Annotated in this window: 17 protein-coding genes and 1 other RNA gene; 10 read left to right on the forward strand and 8 right to left on the reverse strand. The window is 59.3% G+C overall.

The genetic code is table 11. The features are described 5' to 3' along the window. The first annotated feature begins 95 nt into the window (after window positions 1–95). The 6 genes from ACTJLA_RS01730 (at window position 96) to ACTJLA_RS01755 (ending at window position 7,369) form a co-directional block, all read left to right on the forward strand. Entirely contained in the window at window positions 96–791 is a 696-nt protein-coding gene (locus tag ACTJLA_RS01730) for a FadR/GntR family transcriptional regulator (protein WP_034129020.1), read from the forward strand. A 121-nt stretch (window positions 792–912) separates the two neighbouring features. Continuing rightward, window positions 913–1,242, forward strand: a complete 330-nt coding sequence (gene trxA / locus ACTJLA_RS01735; protein ID WP_034129019.1) for a thioredoxin TrxA — start codon at window positions 913–915, stop codon at window positions 1,240–1,242. 234 nt (window positions 1,243–1,476) lie between these two features. Further along, the gene (rho, locus tag ACTJLA_RS01740) at window positions 1,477–2,736 is read left to right on the forward strand and encodes a transcription termination factor Rho (protein ID WP_003176825.1); all 1,260 of its coding nucleotides are present in this window, start codon (window positions 1,477–1,479) and stop codon (window positions 2,734–2,736) included. A gap of 156 nt (window positions 2,737–2,892) precedes the next feature. Beyond that, complete coding sequence (locus ACTJLA_RS01745; RefSeq protein ID WP_054895998.1) at window positions 2,893–4,875, forward strand: acyltransferase family protein; 1,983 nt, start codon at window positions 2,893–2,895, stop codon at window positions 4,873–4,875. 59 nt (window positions 4,876–4,934) lie between these two features. Then, entirely contained in the window at window positions 4,935–6,401 is a 1,467-nt protein-coding gene (ubiD, locus tag ACTJLA_RS01750) for a 4-hydroxy-3-polyprenylbenzoate decarboxylase (RefSeq protein WP_003195329.1), read from the forward strand. Then, the gene (locus ACTJLA_RS01755) at window positions 6,401–7,369 is read left to right on the forward strand and encodes a CDP-6-deoxy-delta-3,4-glucoseen reductase (protein WP_057975318.1); all 969 of its coding nucleotides are present in this window, start codon (window positions 6,401–6,403) and stop codon (window positions 7,367–7,369) included. Before ubiD ends, ACTJLA_RS01755 begins: the two co-directional genes overlap by 1 nt. Before the next feature lie 60 nt (window positions 7,370–7,429). Here ACTJLA_RS01755 and ACTJLA_RS01760 read toward each other — a convergent pair whose 3' ends face one another. After that, window positions 7,430–7,912, reverse strand: coding sequence for a hypothetical protein (locus ACTJLA_RS01760; RefSeq protein WP_057975319.1), 483 nt, complete (start codon window positions 7,910–7,912; stop codon window positions 7,430–7,432). 250 nt (window positions 7,913–8,162) lie between these two features. Here ACTJLA_RS01760 and ACTJLA_RS01765 point away from each other — a divergent pair, with 250 nt between their 5' ends. After that, on the forward strand, window positions 8,163–8,816 hold the full coding sequence (locus ACTJLA_RS01765; RefSeq protein ID WP_054895996.1) for a gamma-glutamylcyclotransferase: 654 nt from the start codon (window positions 8,163–8,165) through the stop codon (window positions 8,814–8,816). On the opposite strand, the gene glpT is transcribed toward ACTJLA_RS01765, so the two are convergent. Next, on the reverse strand, window positions 8,813–10,150 hold the full coding sequence (gene glpT, locus ACTJLA_RS01770) for a glycerol-3-phosphate transporter (protein WP_032878817.1): 1,338 nt from the start codon (window positions 10,148–10,150) through the stop codon (window positions 8,813–8,815). The genes ACTJLA_RS01765 and glpT overlap by 4 nt on opposite strands. 291 nt (window positions 10,151–10,441) lie before the next feature. Beyond that, window positions 10,442–11,419 carry an NADPH:quinone oxidoreductase family protein gene (locus tag ACTJLA_RS01775; protein WP_019817790.1) on the reverse strand — a complete coding sequence of 326 codons (978 nt, stop codon included), beginning with the start codon at window positions 11,417–11,419 and terminating at the stop codon, window positions 10,442–10,444. Between the two features lie 150 nt (window positions 11,420–11,569). Between ACTJLA_RS01775 and ACTJLA_RS01780 the strand changes: the two genes are divergently transcribed. Next, on the forward strand, window positions 11,570–11,977 hold the full coding sequence (locus tag ACTJLA_RS01780) for a flagellar basal body-associated protein FliL (RefSeq protein ID WP_014720413.1): 408 nt from the start codon (window positions 11,570–11,572) through the stop codon (window positions 11,975–11,977). Window positions 11,978–12,083: 106 nt separating this feature from the next. On the opposite strand, the gene ACTJLA_RS01785 is transcribed toward ACTJLA_RS01780, so the two are convergent. Next, window positions 12,084–12,533 (reverse strand): EVE domain-containing protein, encoded by a 450-nt coding sequence (locus tag ACTJLA_RS01785; RefSeq protein WP_034129013.1) that lies wholly within the window; start codon window positions 12,531–12,533, stop codon window positions 12,084–12,086. Between the two features lie 195 nt (window positions 12,534–12,728). Between ACTJLA_RS01785 and ACTJLA_RS01790 the strand changes: the two genes are divergently transcribed. Then, complete coding sequence (locus tag ACTJLA_RS01790) at window positions 12,729–12,878, forward strand: hypothetical protein (RefSeq protein WP_010207387.1); 150 nt, start codon at window positions 12,729–12,731, stop codon at window positions 12,876–12,878. Window positions 12,879–12,887: 9 nt separating this feature from the next. Here ACTJLA_RS01790 and ACTJLA_RS01795 read toward each other — a convergent pair whose 3' ends face one another. The 4 genes from ACTJLA_RS01795 to ACTJLA_RS01810 form a co-directional block, all read right to left on the reverse strand. Next, window positions 12,888–13,520, reverse strand: a complete 633-nt coding sequence (locus ACTJLA_RS01795) for a 5-formyltetrahydrofolate cyclo-ligase (protein ID WP_034129012.1) — start codon at window positions 13,518–13,520, stop codon at window positions 12,888–12,890. 57 nt (window positions 13,521–13,577) lie between these two features. Next, window positions 13,578–13,756: non-coding RNA, 6S RNA (gene ssrS / locus ACTJLA_RS01800), on the reverse strand. Between the two features lie 30 nt (window positions 13,757–13,786). After that, window positions 13,787–14,104 carry a cell division protein ZapA gene (locus tag ACTJLA_RS01805; RefSeq protein ID WP_054895993.1) on the reverse strand — a complete coding sequence of 106 codons (318 nt, stop codon included), beginning with the start codon at window positions 14,102–14,104 and terminating at the stop codon, window positions 13,787–13,789. Continuing rightward, the gene (locus ACTJLA_RS01810; protein WP_003177365.1) at window positions 14,101–14,310 is read right to left on the reverse strand and encodes a TIGR02449 family protein; all 210 of its coding nucleotides are present in this window, start codon (window positions 14,308–14,310) and stop codon (window positions 14,101–14,103) included. The genes ACTJLA_RS01805 and ACTJLA_RS01810 overlap by 4 nt, the downstream gene beginning before the upstream one ends. 138 nt (window positions 14,311–14,448) lie before the next feature. Here ACTJLA_RS01810 and ACTJLA_RS01815 point away from each other — a divergent pair, with 138 nt between their 5' ends. Next, window positions 14,449–15,006, forward strand: coding sequence for a YecA/YgfB family protein (locus tag ACTJLA_RS01815; protein WP_034129010.1), 558 nt, complete (start codon window positions 14,449–14,451; stop codon window positions 15,004–15,006). Window positions 15,007–15,018 lie beyond the last annotated feature (12 nt).

Consider the following 15,018-nt stretch of genomic DNA (forward strand, 5'->3'; position numbering starts at 1 on the left):
GACAAAAAGCTGCGAGCCCCTTTGGGGCGTGGCTTGCAGCCGGCCATAAATAGTTTTACAACGGGTCACGCAGCTATCGGGAACCTGTGCTTTTTATGAATTCCATTGCCCAAGCCGTACCGGAAGCGGCCTTGCAGGCCATCCGCAAACTCATCAAGGAGCAAGGCTTCGGGCCGGGCGATGCGTTACCGTCCCAGCGCGACCTGGCCCTGCAATTGGGGGTGAGCCGGGCTTCGTTGCGTGAGGCGCTGTCATCGCTTAGCGCCTTGGGCGTGGTCAGTGTGCAGCCGGGCAAGGGCGTGTTCGTGCAGGACGTGCAAGAAGCGCCCGGGTTTGCCTGGCCCTTCGCGGCGCAGGCTACGCCGCCGGATATCTTCCAGCTGCGCTACGCATTGGAGGGGTTTGCGGCGGGGTTGGCAGCAATGGCACTGACCATCGAGGCGCTGGACAGCCTGGAGGATAATGTCGAAGCCATGCACAGAGTGCTCAAGGCGCGTGACTTCGAAGCGGCCGCACGCCTGGACTTCGAATTTCACCAGTGCATTCTGCTGGCCAGCGGTAACCAGGCAATGGTGAGTATCCTCAGTGCCAGTGCCGAGGTGTTTTTGGAGAGTCAGAAACTACCGTTCATCCGGCCGGAGCGGGCCATGGAAACCTGGCAGGAACATCGCAGGATCCTGCGTGCCCTGGCCCGCCGCAACAGTACGACGGCGCAGAAAACCATGCAGGAACATATACGTAATGCTGCGTTGCGCACGGGCATTGCGTTCGTGACGCCCGTTACGTCGTGAGTGGGGTCATACCCACACTCATTCAACTTCATAGCAAGACTCAATCAGACGCGGCTTCCTGAACAGGGGAAGGGCGGCTATGATGGGCAACGTTTTTTTTGCTTACAATCCGGAGACATCCATGAGCAACGATCTTATCAAGCACGTCACCGACGCGACCTTTGAGGCCGAAGTACTCAAGGCTGCCGGCCCGGTGCTGGTTGACTACTGGGCTGAATGGTGCGGCCCTTGCAAAATGATCGCTCCGGTCCTGGACGACATTGCAACCACCTACGAAGGCAAGCTGACCGTTGCCAAGCTGAACATCGACGACAACCAGGAAACTCCGGCCAAGCATGGCGTACGTGGTATTCCTACGCTGATGCTGTTCAAGAACGGCAATGTTGAAGCGACTAAAGTGGGCGCGCTGTCGAAGTCCCAGTTGCAAGCTTTCCTCGACGCGAACATCTAAGCGTCGTCAAAAAAGCCCCGCAAATAGCGGGGCTTTTTCGTAAAGCAGGGCTAGACGCTCCGAAATCCAGGTGGTACATTCGGCCCCGCAGTGGTTTCTCCACTGCCCCCTGCAAGCCGTCGCCGACGCATTCCTTTTCGATTAGTACGCGATCCTGTCGCCTTCTCTGCGGCGCGGCCTCATTAAGCCAAAAGCTTAATTTCCCCCCTCCATAAATGATTACGTCATTCCTATATGAATCTGACTGAACTCAAGCAAAAGCCGATTACCGACCTGCTCCAATTGGCCGAAGAAATGGGCATAGAAAATATGGCCCGTTCGCGCAAGCAGGACGTGATTTTCTCCCTGCTCAAGAAGCACGCGAAAAGCGGCGAGGAAATCTCCGGTGATGGCGTGCTGGAGATCCTCCAGGACGGCTTCGGCTTCCTCCGCTCTGCAGACGCGTCCTATCTCGCCGGCCCAGACGATATCTACGTCTCGCCGAGCCAGATCCGTCGCTTCAACTTGCGCACTGGTGACACCATCGTTGGCAAGATCCGTCCTCCGAAGGAAGGCGAGCGTTACTTCGCCCTGCTCAAGGTCGACACGATCAACTTCGACCGCCCAGAGAACGCGAAAAACAAGATTCTCTTCGAGAACCTGACCCCGCTGTTCCCGACCGTGCGCATGAAGATGGAAGCCGGTAACGGCTCCACCGAAGACTTGACCGGTCGTGTGATCGATCTCTGCGCTCCGATCGGCAAAGGCCAGCGTGGCCTGATCGTCGCACCGCCGAAAGCCGGCAAGACCATCATGCTGCAGAACATCGCCGCGAACATTGCACGTAACAACCCTGAAGTTCATCTGATCGTGCTGTTGATCGATGAGCGTCCGGAAGAAGTGACCGAAATGCAGCGCACCGTGCGCGGCGAAGTGGTTGCCTCGACGTTCGATGAGCCGCCAACCCGCCACGTGCAGGTTGCCGAAATGGTGATCGAAAAGGCCAAGCGCCTGGTCGAGCACAAGAAAGACGTGGTGATCCTGCTCGATTCCATCACGCGTCTGGCCCGTGCCTACAACACCGTGATCCCGAGCTCCGGCAAGGTGCTGACCGGTGGTGTCGATGCCCACGCCCTGGAGAAACCAAAGCGTTTCTTCGGCGCTGCGCGGAACATCGAAGAAGGCGGCTCGCTGACCATTATCGCCACCGCGCTGGTTGAAACCGGCTCGAAGATGGACGAAGTGATCTACGAAGAGTTCAAGGGTACCGGCAACATGGAACTGCCTTTGGACCGCCGCATCGCTGAAAAGCGTGTGTTCCCGGCGATCAACATCAACCGCTCCGGCACCCGCCGCGAAGAGTTGCTGACCGCAGACGACGAACTGCAGCGTATGTGGATCCTGCGCAAGCTGCTGCACCCGATGGACGAAGTTGCGGCCATCGAGTTTCTGATCGACAAGCTGAAAACCACCAAGACCAACGACGAGTTCTTCCTGTCGATGAAACGCAAGTAATACAGCGTTTCAGGTCCAAAAAAATGGCGTCCTTAATGGGACGCCATTTTTTTTGCGTCGAGATTCTGCGATTTTTGTGGCATAAGTATCCGTTAAGTAACAAAAATTGACGCGTGACTTCGCTCATCCCTTTCGTCGCAGACTGACCACATTCTTATGACCACCCTTGCTTACCGCAGAGACATCGATGGCCTGCGTGCCATTGCTGTCCTTGCAGTCGTGTTGTTCCACTTTGGTGTCCCTGGCATTACTGGCGGTTTTGTTGGCGTTGACGTCTTCTTCGTCATCTCAGGTTTCCTGATCACGTCAATTATCTGGCGTGAGCGTCAAGCTGGACGCTTCAGCTTCATCGACTTCTGGGCTCGTCGAGCCCGGCGTATCTTGCCGGCCCTGTTTGTGATGATCGCCGCGACACTGGCAGTGGGTTGGTTTCTGTTGGCGCCCAAGGACTATGAGGAGTTAGGGCGGTCTGCGCACTATCAGGTGACCTTTACGTCGAACCTGTTGTTCTCGCGTCAGCATGGCTACTTTGATGCCTCATCCGACATCAAGCCCTTGCTGCATACCTGGTCGCTTGCAGTAGAAGAGCAGTTCTATATTTTCTTCCCATTGCTGCTGACGTTGCTTTCCAGTCGGTTGAAGCACTGGCGCCTGGCATTGTTCGCGGTACTTTTGGTGTCGTTTGGCATGAGCGTCTGGGCGGTTCAGCATGAGCCGCAGAAAGCCTTCTTCCTGTTGCACCTGCGGGCCTGGGAACTACTGGCCGGTGCAATGCTGGCGGTGCAGCCCAAGCGTGAATGGCGCGCCTCGCCGGCCTTGGCTCAAGGGGTCAGCCTGGCTTCCCTGGCATTGATCCTCATCGCTGTGCTGGGCTACGACGCGAAAACGCCGTTCCCAGGTGCGACCGCGTTGTTGCCCGTGCTGGGGGTGGTCGGGTTGATCTGGGCCAACGGCCAGCAACAGACCTGGGTCGCTCGCCTGTTGGGCACACGGATCATGGTGGGTATCGGGCTGATCTCTTATTCCTGGTACCTCTGGCACTGGCCGGTGTTCGTGTACGCCAACTATGCCGCGGTGGATGGCTTGAGCGCGCTGGAGCTGGCGGGGCTGATGCTGCTTTCGCTGGTGCTGGGCTATCTGTCCTGGCGCTTCGTGGAAACGCCGTTCCGGGAAAAACGTTTGCTGGCTTCGCGTAAGGCGATTCTGGCGTCAGCCATGGTCGGCATTCTGGGGTTGGGCTTCACTGGCCTTGCGATACGCGAAGCTGACGGCGTGCCTTCGCGCTTGTCCGAACAGGCGTTGCGTTTTGCCCAGGCCAAGAAGTGGAGCCCTGACCTGCTGGCGTGCATGGCCGACAAAGATACGCCCGATGAACGCTTGTTCTGCCATTTCGGCCCGAAAGGCCAATCTGTTTCAGCGCTGGTATGGGGCGACAGTCACGCCACTGCGCTGATACCCGCACTTAAAGAGGGCGCTGATCGCCACGATATCAGCCTGGTCGAAGCCAGTTTTGCCGGCTGTATTCCCCTCGATGGCCTGGAGAATATTGCCCGCTGCGCGCATTTCAATCGTCGCGTCGAGAAGGCCATGTCCGAGCAGGCTTTCAGCGATGTGGTGTTGGCCGCCCGCTGGAGCCTGTATGTGTACGGGCAAATGTCCGGTGACAAGGAGCATGCGCTCAAAGACCCGGGCACCGGCCAGTATGTGCGTGCCGTCGCCGAACAACGCTTTGCCCAGGGCTTGCGCGAGCGCATCCAGGGCTTGCGCGCTGCCGGGCACAAGGTCTGGCTGGTCAAGGAAGTGCCGCTGCAGGAAATCATCGTACCTTACCGTCTCAGCCGCCTGGCCATGATGAACCGCCCCGTGGACGGTGAAGGGCTCGCCGTGGCCGAGCATGTAAAGCGCCAGGCCTTTATCACGCACTTGTTTGATGAGTTGGCGGCGGCCGACAGCGGTGTCGCGGTGCTGGACCCTGCACCTTTGCTGTGTGGCACCGACGGTGTATGCCGGGTCGAACTCAATGGCCGAGCGCTATATACCGACGATAACCACCTTTCAGACGTCGGCGCGCGACACATCGAAGCCTTCCTGGAGCCGTTGTTCAGTTCGTTGCAATCACGCGGATTGACGGCCAATTAAGCTGCCAGCCGCCCTCAGAGCAGGTAGGATGTACGCCTATTTTACGGGTGGCATGGTTAATGAAATTCAAGGATCTTCGGGATTTCGTGCAGCAACTTGAGCAGCGCGGAGAGTTGAAACGTATCCAGATGCCGATTTCTCCGGTGCTGGAAATGACTGAGATTTGCGACCGCACCTTGCGCAACAAGGGCCCGGCGCTGTTGTTCGAAAACCCGACCGGCTTCGATATTCCGGTGCTGGGCAACCTGTTCGGCACTCCCGAGCGCGTGGCCTTTGGCATGGGCGCCGAGTCCGTCAGCGAACTGCGCGAGATCGGCAAGCTGCTGGCTTTTCTCAAGGAGCCCGAGCCGCCCAAGGGCTTGAAGGACGCCTGGTCCAAGCTGCCGATCTTCCGCAAGATCATTGCCATGGCCCCCAAGGTGGTCAAGGACGCGGTGTGCCAGGAAGTGGTCATTGAGGGCGACGATGTCGACCTGGCCATGCTCCCGGTGCAAACCTGCTGGCCCGGCGACGTCGGCCCGCTGATCACCTGGGGCCTGACCGTCACCAAAGGCCCGAACAAGGACCGCCAGAACCTCGGTATCTACCGTCAGCAAGTCATTGGCCGTAACAAAGTGATCATGCGCTGGCTGAGCCACCGTGGCGGCGCCCTCGACTTCCGTGAGTGGTGCGAAAAGCATCCCGGCAAGCCGTTCCCGGTATCCGTGGCCCTGGGTGCCGACCCGGCGACCATCCTCGGCGCGGTCACGCCCGTACCTGACAGCCTCTCCGAGTACGCCTTCGCCGGCTTGTTGCGCGGTAATCGCACGGAGCTGGTGAAGTGCCGCGGTAACGACCTGCAAGTGCCGGCCACCGCCGAGATCATTCTTGAAGGCGTGATTCACCCTGGTGAAATGGCCGATGAAGGCCCCTACGGCGACCACACCGGTTACTACAACGAAGTCGACAGCTTTCCGGTGTTCACCGTCGAGCGCATCACCCATCGGGTCAAGCCGATCTACCACAGCACCTACACGGGTCGTCCGCCCGATGAGCCCGCCATCCTCGGCGTGGCGCTCAACGAAGTGTTCGTGCCGATCCTGCAAAAGCAATTCCCGGAAATCACCGACTTCTACCTGCCGCCCGAGGGCTGTTCGTACCGCATGGCCATCGTGACCATGAAGAAGTCGTATCCGGGGCATGCCAAGCGGGTAATGCTCGGCGTATGGTCGTTTTTGCGACAGTTCATGTACACCAAGTTCGTTATTGTCACCGACGACGACATCAATGCCCGGGACTGGAACGACGTGATCTGGGCCATCACCACGCGCATGGACCCCAAGCGCGATACGGTGATGATCGACAACACGCCTATCGACTACCTCGACTTCGCGTCGCCGGTATCGGGCCTTGGCTCAAAGATGGGCCTGGATGCCACGCACAAATGGCCGGGCGAAACCACGCGTGAGTGGGGCCGGGTGATCGTCAAGGATGAAGCTGTCACTGCGCGGGTCGATGCGATCTGGAAAGAATTGGGAATAGATTGATGCGTGTAACCCTGCAACCTTCCGGTGCTGTGCTGGAGCTGGCTCCTGGCGAGCGAATCCTCGAAGGCGCCCGTCGCCTGGGCTATGAGTGCCCTCAAGCCTGTCGCAATGGCGTGTGCCATGTCTGCGCGGCGTTGCTGGTGGAGGGCCGGGTACGCCAAGCCGGGGAAGTGCGTGATCATGGTGAGTTCTACACCTGTATCGCCGAGCCCCTGGAGGATTGTGTGGTGCTGTGGGATGGCGTTCTGGCGCCGGGAGAGTTGCCGTTGCGCAAATTGTCGTGCCAATTGATCGAGTGTGCGCAAGTGGGTGGCGATGTGTGGCGCGTGCGCCTGCGCGCCCCGGCTGGCAAGGCGGTGCGTTATCACGCCGGGCAATACCTGATGATCGAGCGGGACAACGGCGAGAAGTCAGCGTTTTCCCTTGCCTCGGCGCCCCATGCCGGGCGTGAGTTGGAGTTGCATGTACTGGCACGGGAAGCCAGCGCGCGCAGCCTCATCGAACAGTTGCAGCGTAACCAGATGGCGCGCGTCGAGCTGCCGTTTGGCGACACTCACCTGGCTGAACTGCCAGACGGGCCACTGGTACTGATGGCCGCCGGCACCGGCATGGCGCAGATGAACAGTCTGATCGAGCATTGCCGCGCTTCAGGTTTCAAGCACCCGGTGCATCTGTATTGGGGCGTGCGTCTGCCGGAAGATTTCTACGAAATCGAGCATTGGGATCAATGGCTGCAATTACCCAACCTGTTCCTGCACAAAGTCGTCAGCGACCTGTGTGGTTGGGAAGGGCGCTGTGGTTTGCTGCATGAGGCAGTGTGCGAAGACATTGCCGACCTCAATAGCGTGCACGTCTACGCCAGCGGTTCGCCGGCGATGATCTACGGCACGCTGGACGCACTGGTCAACGCCGGCATGGATGCGCACCGGATGCGCGCCGACGTCTTCGCCTACGCCCCAAGGCCCTGAAGCCTTGCGCTGAATAATGTAGGAGCAGGCAAGTCAGCTCCCACAGGGGACAGTGTCGTGTCAGAAGCGCACGCCAGTTGTCACCATTGCCGCGTTGAACCCGAGCAACACCAACTCCGCCGCCACCGGCCCGTAATGCGCGCCCACCGACGGAATGATCACCGGCGCCACACCGAATCGGTTCAACGGGATCTTGTCGCGGTACTCGCCGCGATAGCCCTGAAGCAGCCCGCCGGTCAATTTTGCATACACCGGATACTCGGCCAGGTCATAGCGCTTGCCCGCATAGGCGTAGTACGAGCGCTGGCGGAACGAGTTGCGAAAAGTCACCCCACCATACAACAGCCCCGATGCCTCGTTGCGTTCCAGGCCGATCAAGCCCTGCTTGTTGTTGTGCTCGGGGTCGGGTGCGAAGTGCCGGGTGTAGACACTGGTCTGGGCGTACCAGAAGCCTTTGTCGTCGTTGGCGAGTGGGGTTTCGCTCGCCAGCGCGGTGGTGGCTTGGGCCAGGAACAACAGCCCAGGCAATCGAAATTTTTTCATGGGGCGACCTCGATAGTCGATGTAATGAACGGCTAAGTGGGTCGTTATGTGCGCGCTAGTTTGACGGCATGGCGCCCGCCCAGGCTGAACCGGGGCTGACAGTAGCGGGATTAACCGTCCAGATCCTGACGAGTGGCGGCGTTGATTAATGCCCAGTGGCACTTTTTCGCCGTACGGTTACAGCGCTGCGTTTTATTACGGTAAAGTCGCTCACAACTGGTAACACTCAGGAGGCGTACCGCATTTCGCCATGACCGCCATTGAAACCGATCTTCTGCAATTGGCTTACCCTCCGCGCCTCGATCTTGGGCCGCAACTCACACACGAACAGTTGATGAGCTCGATGCAAGCCACCATGGCACGGCATAAGGGTGGGCCGGTGTGGCTATTTGCTTATGGTTCGCTGATCTGGCGCCCTGAATGTTCATCCACCGAGCGCGTTCGGGCACGGGTCCACGGTTATCACCGGGGCTTGTACCTGTGGTCCCATGAGCATCGGGGTACGCCGGAATTGCCGGGGTTGGTGTTCGGGCTGGACCGCGGTGGTTCCTGCAGCGGGTTCGCCTACCGTTTGCCGGAAGATCAGTTGGAGGCCTCGCTGTATGCCCTGTGGCAACGCGAGATGCCATACCCCTCTTACCGGCCGCACTGGCTCAGCTGCCGATTGCAAGATGGCAGTACCGTGCAGGCGTTGGGGTTTGTGTTGGAGCGGCATTTGCCCAGCTATGCTGGCAACTTGCCTGATATCGTGCTTAATCATGTACTGCAAAGCGCTTGCGGGCGTTACGGCACGACTCGCGATTATGTCGAGCAGACCGTGAACGCCCTGCGTAGCCACGCCATGCCAGATAAAAACCTGGAGGCGCGGCTCAAGCGTTGTGCCAAGGGTTGCCCGGGCGATTAACGCGCCGAGCTGACACTGTTGGTGTGCCACAGCGTGGGGATCAGGAACGCGATCGCCAGTACGCACGCACCAATCAGCAGCACGAAACCACCGTCCCAGCCGAAATGGTCGACCGTGTAGCCCATGGCCGCACTTGCCGCTACCGAACCGCCCAGGTAACCGAACAGACCGGTGAAGCCCGCTGCGGTGCCGGCGGCCTTCTTCGGAGCCAGTTCCAATGCCTGCAGGCCGATCAGCATCACCGGGCCGTAGATCAGGAAGCCGATGGAGAACAGCGCAATCATGTCGATCATCGGGTTGCCCGGCGGGTTGAGCCAGTAAACCAGGGTGGCCACTGTCACCAGGGCCATGAACACGATACCGGTCAGGCCGCGGTTGCCACGGAAGATCTTGTCCGACATCCAGCCGCACAGCAGCGTGCCCGGGATACCTGCCCACTCGTAGAAGAAGTACGCCCAGGACGACTTATCGACCGTGAAGTGCTTGGCTTCTTTCAAGTAGGTCGGCGCCCAGTCCAGTACGCCGTAGCGCAGCAGATAGACAAACACGTTGGCGAAGGCGATGTACCAGAGCATTTTGTTGCGCAGCACGTACTTGACGAAGATTTCCTTGGCGCTGAATTCGTCTTCGTGGCTGGCATCGTAGCCTTCCGGATAGTCGTTCTTGTACTTCTCGATAGGCGGCAGGCCTACCGATTGCGGAGTGTCCCGCATGGTGATGAAGGCAAACGCCGCCACCGCCAGGGCCACGGTGGCCGGTACATAGAACGCTGCATGCCAGTCGTTGAACCACGCCATGCCCAGCAGGAACAGCGGGCCGATCAAGCCACCGCCGACGTTATGCGCCACGTTCCACACGGACACCACGCCGCCGCGTTCTTTCTGCGACCACCAGTGCACCATGGTCCGCCCACTTGGCGGCCAACCCATGCCCTGGGCCCAGCCGTTGATGAACAGCAAAATGAACATCATGGTCACGCTGGACGTTGCCCAAGGTGCGAAACCGAAAATGAACATCACCCCCGCCGAAACCAGCAGGCCAAAGGGCAGGAAATAGCGTGGGTTGGAGCGGTCGGACACCAGGCCCATCAGGAATTTGGACAAGCCGTAGGCAATCGCAATCGCCGACATCGCCAGGCCCAGTTCACCGCGGGTGTAACCCTCGTCGATCAGGTAGGGCATGGCCAGGGAGAAGTTTTTACGCAGCAGGTAGTAACCGGCGTAACCAAAGAAAATACCCGCGAAGATCTGCCAGCGCAGCCGTCGGTAGGTACTGTCTATTTTTTCTTCAGGCAGGGGCGCCTGGTGTGCGGCAGGACGAAAGAAAGCAAACATTCAAGAGCTCCAAATTTCTTGTTTTGACTGCGGATGCGAATGTTACAGTTTCGTTACCGAAAATAGCATCGCCTCTTATCTGCAAACACAGGAAACGAGAGCAATTGCATGTTCTTTTACGAACATGTCGCCTATAGATAAGTGATGGTCGTGGTTAGGTCCTAAGACCGCGAAGTAACTACTGTGGGAGCTGGCTGGCCTGCGATGACGGTCTTTCAGCTTCATCTGTAGCAGCTGACTCACCGCTGTCGCAGGCAAGCCAGCTCCCACATGGATTGCATTTCAGGTGTGTTATCGGGTTTGGACAACTATTTTACCCACTGCCTTGCGCTGCCCCAGATCATTGATCGCCTGTGCTGCCTGTTCCAGCGGATACACCTGTGACACCAACGGCTTCAACTTGCCCTCGCCATACCAGGTGAACAACTGTTGAAAATTCGCCGCGTTATCCTGCGGCTGGCGCTGGGCAAACGAGCCCCAGAACACCCCGACCACCGCTGCGCCCTTGAGCAGCGCCAGGTTCACCGGCAGTTCAGGAATACGCCCGCTGGCGAACCCCACCACCAGCAGCCGCCCATTCCAGGCGATCGAACGAATGGCCTGGTCAAACAGGTCGCCACCCACCGGGTCGTAGATAACATCGGCGCCATTGCCATCGGTCAGGCGCTTGACCTCGTCCTTGAGGCTGGCTTCGCTGTAGTTGATCAGCTCATCGGCGCCAGCGGCCTTGGCCACTGCGAGCTTGTCGGCGCTGCTGGCGGCGGCAATCACCCGGGCGCCCATGGCCTTGCCGATCTCCACGGCGGCCAGGCCCACGCCGCCGGACGCACCAAGCACCAGCAAGGTCTCGCCGGGTTGCAGGTTGGCGCGTTGTTTCAGCGCGTGCATGGAGGTGCCGTAGGTCATGCTGAAGGCGGCGGCGGTGTTGAAATCCATGCTCGGCGGGATCGGCAGCACGTTATAGCCGGGCACCGCGACCTGCTCGGCAAAGCTGCCCCAGCCGGTCAGCGCCATCACACGGTCACCGACTTTCAGATGGCTGACTTTCTCACCCACTTCACTGACCACGCCTGCCGCTTCGCCACCGGGTGAGAACGGAAAGGGCGGCTTGAACTGGTATTTGCCTTCGATGATCAGGGTATCCGGGAAATTCACCCCGGCCGCGTGCACGTCCAACAGGATTTCGTTCTTCTTGATCGCGGGGCTGGCGATCTCTTCCAGCACCAGGGTTTCGGCGGGGCCGAAGGCTTTGCACAGCACAGCTTTCATCGGACTATTCCTTTTGGCGTCGTGGCCGATAAGTGTAGGAGGGAACGCCCGTGGGTCAACGAGCATGCCCGCGCCTGATAAGCCCCCATAAGCTTGTGCTCAGCCTTGCTAGCGTTATGCTACCCGGCAACCGAATTCGAGGAATGAACTGTGAAAGCGTGGATCCTGTTGATGCTGGCCCTGACCTTGCCGATGGCAGCCCAGGCCGAAGAGGCCAAAGAGGGCGAGGCGCCGAAGGTCAGCTATATCAGCCTGAGCCCGCCGTTCGTGGGCAATTACGGCCTGGATGGCACCGCCAAGCTCAAGGTCTACAAGGCCGACATTGCTCTGCGCGTGACCGGTGATGAGGCGGCGAAGTTGGTCAAGGCCAACGACCCGTTGATTCGCAACCAACTGGTCGCGCTGTTTACCCAGCAGACCAACGAGACCATGAGCAGTGTGGAAGGGAAGGAAAAGCTGCGTCAGGAAGCGTTGAAGCAAACGCAGCAGGTGATGAACGATGAAACCGGCAAGCCGGTGGTAGAAGACCTGCTGTTCAACAACCTGATCATCCAGTAACTCGCTGCGCGACTATCGCGGGCAAGCCCGCTTTCACAGGGGGCTCGCATTCCAGTNGCGGGCTTGCCCGCGAAGCCTGACAGGCACCGCAAGAAGCCAGTATCCATTAAAGCAACTGCAGGACCGCTGCCCACTGCTCCGGTGTGACTGCCATGACCGAAAGCCGGCTGCCCTTTTGCACCAGCGGCATTTCAGCCAGTGCAGTTTGCTGCTTTAGATAGCCAAGGCCCAGCACCTTGGGAAAGGTCTGCACGTGAGCGACATCGATCGCGCTCCACGGGTTTTTCTCCGGGGTGGCCTTGGCGTCGAAATAGTGGCTTTCTGGTTCCAGCGCAGTGGGGTCCGGATAGGCGGCCCGAGTGATTTTGCCGATGCCGGCAATCCCTGGCTCCGGGCAACTGGAGTGGTAGAAGAAAAACTCGTCGCCCACGGCCATGGCGCGCAAAAAGTTGCGGGCCTGATAGTTGCGTACCCCGTCCCAGCGCGCTTCGCCGAGCTTTTCCAGGCCGTTGATGGAGAGTTCGTCGGGCTCGGATTTCATCAGCCAGTAGGCCATTGTTGGGCTCCTGAAAAAGGCATTGGGCACGTTGTCGGGCAATTGCATGACAAACCGACAGTCGGTTGGCGTCAAGGTTTGCGTGTTGGTTCACGTTACCGCAGAATGCGCGCTTTTAAGCTTGACGCAGCTGCAACGGACTACTTTGGAACGTTGTTGTCATCGTGTACGAGGTGCCTGAAAGGGGGGCAATCGATGCAACGTAAGCCGGATTTACTATGGATTTTGGTTATTTTGTTTGGTCTGGGCGTCGTGACCACCGGTTATGCCCAGAGCCTGTGGTCGAACAAGACCGATGCACCGGTTGAACTGGCTCAGCAGCAGCCACAACCGTTCAAGCGTTAACTCAAGCATTCACCAAGGCGCCGCTGTTTCCAGCGGCGTTTGTGCGTCATACCACTGCGTATCAGTCACCGTACCCGCCAACGGCACATCCCAACTCGCCTGCGCCAGGCGTTCGACTTTCTGGCATTCATGGGCCAGCCCCAGCAGCGTTGGCTTGCGCCAGCTCTGGCGGCGGGCAAGATAGGCCAGGCTGCGATCGTAGAACCCGCCGCCCATGCCCAGGCGCCCACCCACATCGTCGAACCCCACCAGCGGCAATAACACCAGGTCCAGCGCCCAGACCTGGCGCTGACGATGGGCATTGACCCGTGGTTCAAGGATGCGAAAGCGGTTTGGCAGCAACTTATCCCCAGGCCGTACGCGCTGGAACACCATCTTGGTGCGCGGCCAGGCGCTGAGCACCGGCAGGTAAGTGGCTTTGCCGCGGCGCTGGGCCGCACGCAGCAGCAGGCGCGGATCGATTTCACCGTCCGTGGGCAGATATAAAGAGATATGTTTGGCCCGGCGAAACAGCGGGTGCTGTGCCAGTTGTCGGTACAGACCCTGAGCGGCCTGGCGCTGCTCGCTTGGCGTGAGGGCGCGGCGGGCCTTGCGCAACATGCGTCGAAGTTGCGGACGAGATAGCGGCGCAGGTTCGGTCATGATTTTCGGCTCATAAAACAATGCCAGTCCGGGGACTGGCATTGAGTTTGGGAATTCAGGCTCCCCGACAGAGCCGCTGTCGACTTAGCCCTTGAACCCGAAAGTTCAAGGTGGAAGAAGCAGTAGGCTTTAAGGCTTTCCGTCTAGCGGACATGCACACCAGCCCAACGTGCAACTTCCAGGGTAGTGCGAATCGGCTCAGGGACATCGCCGACTGGCAAACACGCCAGGGAGTGGGGCGAGTATACCTTAAACCCGCTCGGCAATCAGCCCTTGGGTGTGTCTGAATCGGTGGAAAGCGCCAGATCCACGCGATCGAGCAGGTCACGCACCTGCTCGCGCGTCGAACCACTGGCCTGTACGTCAGGGCGTTCCTGCTTATGCAGCAGGTCGTGGGTGATATTCAGCGCGGCCATCACAGCGATGCGGTCGGCGCCGATCACTTTGCCGCTGCTGCGGATTTCGCGCATCTTGCCGTCCAGGTAGCGGGCAGCGCTCACCAGGTTGCTGCGTTCTTCCTGGGGGCAGATGATCGAATATTCTTTGTCGAGGATCTGCACGGTAACGCTATTGCTTGAACTCATGAGTCTTGCTCCAGGGCCTTCAGGCGCGAAATCATCGATTCGACCTTACGCCGGGCGATTTCGTTTTTTTCAATGAGGTGAGCGCGTTCCTCGCGCCAGGTCTTTTCCTGAGCTAATAGGAGTCCGTTTTGACTCTTAAGTTGCTCGACCCGATCAATTAGCAGTTCGAGTCTGGCCATCAGCGCTTGCAGGTCGGTGTCTTCCATTGGGTTCCACTGGATTTGTCTGATGAATGGCAACTGCAGGATAAACGATCTGACGCCCTCGATAGTCTTGGTACGTCTGCCGGTGCTAGGATACAGCGCTCCATTCTAGACATTGCGCCGTCTGGCGCCTAGCTCACCATGCCCATTCAGAATTCCCCGTACGACGCTTTTTCCAAACTGCTGAGCACCAGCGGCCACCCTTGCTCGCCTGCCGAACTGCACGGCGTGCTGTTGGGCCGCAGTTGCACCGGTGTGGGCTTTGATGCCGACAACTGGCTGGCCGATGTGGCCGAGTTGCTGGAAACCGAACCCACCGAGAACGTGCGCAATGCGTTGATCGGCCTGCAAGAGATGGTCAAGGGCGAGTTGACCGGTGACGACGTCACCGTGGTCCTGCTGCTGCCGACCGATGACGCGCCGCTTACCGAGCGCGCTGCTGCCCTGGGCCAATGGTGCCAGGGTTTCCTCCACGGTTTCGGCGTGAATGCCGGCGGCCTGGAGCTGAGCACCGACGCCAAGGAGGTGCTGCAGGACCTGGCGGCGATCTCACAGGTGCAAGATGCCCTGGAAGAGTCCGAAGATGGCGAAGGCGACTACATGGAAGTCATGGAATACCTGCGCGTCGCGCCGTTGCTGCTGTTCACCGAGACCAGGAAGTCCGCTGAGCCGGTCGCTGCCAAGCCGTCGTTGCACTAAAGAAAGGAAGCC

This window comes from Pseudomonas sp. 22072, assembly GCF_052046095.1.
GTDB lineage: Bacteria > Pseudomonadota > Gammaproteobacteria > Pseudomonadales > Pseudomonadaceae > Aquipseudomonas > Aquipseudomonas paracarnis.

Bases quoted from the DNA above. Each gene is read 5' to 3' on its own strand.
- ACTJLA_RS01755 (WP_057975318.1), top strand. From the start codon at position 6,401: ATGCGTGTAACCCTGCAACCTTCCGGTGCTGTGCTGGAGCTGGCTCCT.
- ACTJLA_RS01785 (WP_034129013.1), bottom strand. From the start codon at position 12,533: ATGGCCTACTGGCTGATGAAATCCGAGCCCGACGAACTCTCCATCAAC.
- ACTJLA_RS01790 (WP_010207387.1), top strand. From the start codon at position 12,729: ATGCAACGTAAGCCGGATTTACTATGGATTTTGGTTATTTTGTTTGGT.
- ACTJLA_RS01765 (WP_054895996.1), top strand. From the start codon at position 8,163: ATGACCGCCATTGAAACCGATCTTCTGCAATTGGCTTACCCTCCGCGC.
- rho (WP_003176825.1), top strand. From the start codon at position 1,477: ATGAATCTGACTGAACTCAAGCAAAAGCCGATTACCGACCTGCTCCAA.
- trxA (WP_034129019.1), top strand. From the start codon at position 913: ATGAGCAACGATCTTATCAAGCACGTCACCGACGCGACCTTTGAGGCC.
- glpT (WP_032878817.1), bottom strand. From the start codon at position 10,150: ATGTTTGCTTTCTTTCGTCCTGCCGCACACCAGGCGCCCCTGCCTGAA.
- ubiD (WP_003195329.1), top strand. From the start codon at position 4,935: ATGAAATTCAAGGATCTTCGGGATTTCGTGCAGCAACTTGAGCAGCGC.
- ACTJLA_RS01745 (WP_054895998.1), top strand. From the start codon at position 2,893: ATGACCACCCTTGCTTACCGCAGAGACATCGATGGCCTGCGTGCCATT.
- ACTJLA_RS01795 (WP_034129012.1), bottom strand. From the start codon at position 13,520: ATGACCGAACCTGCGCCGCTATCTCGTCCGCAACTTCGACGCATGTTG.
- ACTJLA_RS01730 (WP_034129020.1), top strand. From the start codon at position 96: ATGAATTCCATTGCCCAAGCCGTACCGGAAGCGGCCTTGCAGGCCATC.
- ACTJLA_RS01805 (WP_054895993.1), bottom strand. From the start codon at position 14,104: ATGAGTTCAAGCAATAGCGTTACCGTGCAGATCCTCGACAAAGAATAT.
- ACTJLA_RS01760 (WP_057975319.1), bottom strand. From the start codon at position 7,912: ATGAAAAAATTTCGATTGCCTGGGCTGTTGTTCCTGGCCCAAGCCACC.
- ACTJLA_RS01810 (WP_003177365.1), bottom strand. From the start codon at position 14,310: ATGGAAGACACCGACCTGCAAGCGCTGATGGCCAGACTCGAACTGCTA.
- ACTJLA_RS01815 (WP_034129010.1), top strand. From the start codon at position 14,449: ATGCCCATTCAGAATTCCCCGTACGACGCTTTTTCCAAACTGCTGAGC.
- ACTJLA_RS01775 (WP_019817790.1), bottom strand. From the start codon at position 11,419: ATGAAAGCTGTGCTGTGCAAAGCCTTCGGCCCCGCCGAAACCCTGGTG.